Origin of the sequence: Mesorhizobium sp. M1E.F.Ca.ET.063.01.1.1 (assembly GCF_003998155.1) — a bacterium.
Classification (GTDB): domain Bacteria; phylum Pseudomonadota; class Alphaproteobacteria; order Rhizobiales; family Rhizobiaceae; genus Mesorhizobium.
This window is the reverse complement of the sequence record NZ_RZSC01000833.1, coordinates 1-2461: the sequence shown is the minus strand read 5'-3', so window position 1 is coordinate 2461 and position 2461 is coordinate 1. Positions and strand designations below refer to the sequence as shown.

General features: G+C 62.7%; 2 protein-coding genes and 1 pseudogene. 2 read left to right on the top strand and 1 reads right to left on the bottom strand.

What is annotated here, in order from left to right; translation table 11 throughout:
* Positions 1-280 precede the first annotated feature (280 nt).
* Positions 281-1255: an alpha/beta hydrolase gene (locus EOA29_RS33070; RefSeq protein WP_127222181.1), complete on the bottom strand. Its 975-nt coding sequence runs from the start codon at positions 1253-1255 to the stop codon at positions 281-283.
* A gap of 128 nt (positions 1256-1383) precedes the next feature.
* On the opposite strand from EOA29_RS33070, the gene EOA29_RS33065 reads away from it, so the two are divergent.
* Positions 1384-2124, top strand: coding sequence for a competence/damage-inducible protein A (locus EOA29_RS33065; protein WP_126093522.1), 741 nt, complete (start codon positions 1384-1386; stop codon positions 2122-2124).
* Positions 2125-2241: 117 nt separating this feature from the next.
* Positions 2242-2461 (top strand): annotated as a pseudogene (locus EOA29_RS33060) (universal stress protein); the annotation flags it as partial.

The window sequence follows — 2461 nt, the reverse complement described above, 5'->3', positions numbered from 1 at the left end:
AAACCGGACGATCATGGTGCCACCACGACCACATGTCCGAGGACTGCGCCATAGCCGAGGTTGCCATACCCAGCATGAGCGCGGAGGCTGCAAGAATTTTCGTAAGCATTGGATACTCCATTTGGTTGGTCGCCGAGGTGTGACGGCGACGCCAATGAAACCCTGGGTTGGATGCAAAAGTTCCAAGAGAAAATCGGCGTGGAGCGGGATGCGCGACACGTTTGTGTGACGAGGCCGTGAGCAGCCGGATCATTCGGCTCGGCGCAATTGCCGTCGAAATTCAGGTCACGCCGGCAAACGCACGTGCGGCGATACGCTGGATGAAGGCGACAACGCGTTCCGGCTCCACGAATTGCGGCATGTGGCCAAGCCCCTCGATCCGTTCGAAATCGAGCCCGTTGATCTTGTCCAGCATCGGCTCGCCATGAGTGGCAATGCCGATGACGCGATCCTCCGTGCCGAACAGAATGCCGGCCGGCACGGCGATCTCGCCATAGTGCTGCTCCAGGCGGCCGAGATCCTCTTCCACAGCCACCACATCGGTCGAAGTCGCGTGGAAATGAGTAGGCCGCAGCCCAAGCCATCCACCTCCAGCGATCATATAGTCCTCGGGAACGGTTTGCGGCGCGAAGATGAATTTCATCGTCGGTTCGGCGTATTTCAGACTGGCTGGTATCGCCACAGTATAGGCTATCACCCGACGCCACAGGCGTGAGGGAATATAGAGCAGGTCGAATTTCTGGCGCACCCGTTCTTCCAGATGCGTGAGCGGTGCAAGCAGCGCGATGCCGGAAATCGCCGCCGGATGCCCGACAGCAAGTGCAAGCGCGACGGCGCCGCCAAGCGAGTGGCCGACGATCAGGGGCCGTTCCAGCCCAAGTTCTCCGATGAAGCGCCGCACCATTTCGGCTTGCTCAGGCAGACGACCAGACGCCCCATCGGCCCGAACCGAATATCCCGAACCCGGCCGGTCGAGCGCGATCAGCCGGTAGCCGGCACCGAAATGTCCGAACAGCGTATGGCGGAAATGGTGAAGCTGCGCGCCGAGGCCGTGCAGGAAGACGATCGGCCTGCCCTCACCTGCTTCGACATAGTGGATGCGGTTGCCGTCGAACTCGACGAACTTTCCGCAAGCCGGCACCAGCCTTTCGGCCCGGGCCGCGATCCGCCATGTTGCAAGCATCAGGCCGAGCACGACGACAGCCGCCGCAACGAGCACGCCGCCGATCAGCCACGACAAAATAGATATCAGCATCTTCCACCCGAGCCGGACCGGCTCACCTTACCCGCAACCGGCTCTGCCACAAGAGCACCACCTTGCCTGCGCATTGCGGCCGGCCGCCGGCCGCGTTATCTCAGGCGAACTTATTGCCGGAGTGAGCCATGCCTGAAATCGTCACCGCCGCCATGCTTGTCATCGGCGACGAAATCCTCTCCGGCCGCACCAAGGACAAGAACATCGGCCATCTCGCCGACATCATGACGGCGATCGGCATCGACCTGAAGGAAGTACGCATCGTCCCCGACGAGGAGGACGAGATTGTCTCCGCCGTAAACGCGCTCCGCGCCCGCTACATCTACGTCTTCACCACCGGAGGCATCGGACCCACGCATGACGACATCACCGCCGACTCCGTCGCCAAGGCTTTCGGCGTGCCTTGCGAGTACGATGCCAAGGCCTATGCCATGCTCGAAGCAAGCTATGCTCAGCGCGGCATCGAATTCACCGAGGCGCGCAAGCGCATGGCGCGCATGCCGCGCGGCGCCGACCACATCGATAATCCGGTCTCGATCGCTCCCGGCTTCCGCATCGGCAACGTTCACGTGATGGCCGGCGTGCCGTCGATCTTCCAGGCGATGCTCGACAATGTCGTGACGACGCTGAAGACAGGCACCAAGATGCTGTCGGCCACGGTGCACTGCCCGTTCGGCGAAGGCCTGATCGGCGGGCCGCTGGCCGACATCCAGAAGGCGCACCCCGACACCATCATCGGCTCCTACCCGAAATACGGCGACGGCAAGTTCTGGACAGAGCTCGTGGTGCGCGCCCGCAGCGAAGAGGCGCTCGAGGCCGCGCGCAGGGACGTCGAGGCCATGGTGGCGGGCTTGTCGGCTGCAAGCTGACACCATCGTCGGACCGGAACCAAGGACGCCGTTACGGCGTTTGTTTTCCGGCGCGTTTGCGCCGGCATTTGAGGGCCGGACGCACATCTCGCGCCGACTCTTTTTTTGGGGGATGTCATGCGCTTCAAGACGATCGTCGCCATTCTGCAGAACGAGCAGGACGCGGAGCGCGTGCTCGACTGCGCCATTCCGCTCGCCGAGCGGTTCGAAAGCCACCTCGTCGGCATCCACGCGGAAGCGCTTCCGGTGCCCTATACGTCGGCCACCGGTTTTCCCGATACCGAATTTCTGCAGGTTTCGGCCGAGATGAACAAGGAGCGCGCCGACAGGCTGCAGG

Bases quoted from the DNA above. Each gene is read 5' to 3' on its own strand.
- EOA29_RS33070 (WP_127222181.1), bottom strand. From the start codon at position 1,255: ATGCTGATATCTATTTTGTCGTGGCTGATCGGCGGCGTGCTCGTTGCG.
- EOA29_RS33065 (WP_126093522.1), top strand. From the start codon at position 1,384: ATGCCTGAAATCGTCACCGCCGCCATGCTTGTCATCGGCGACGAAATC.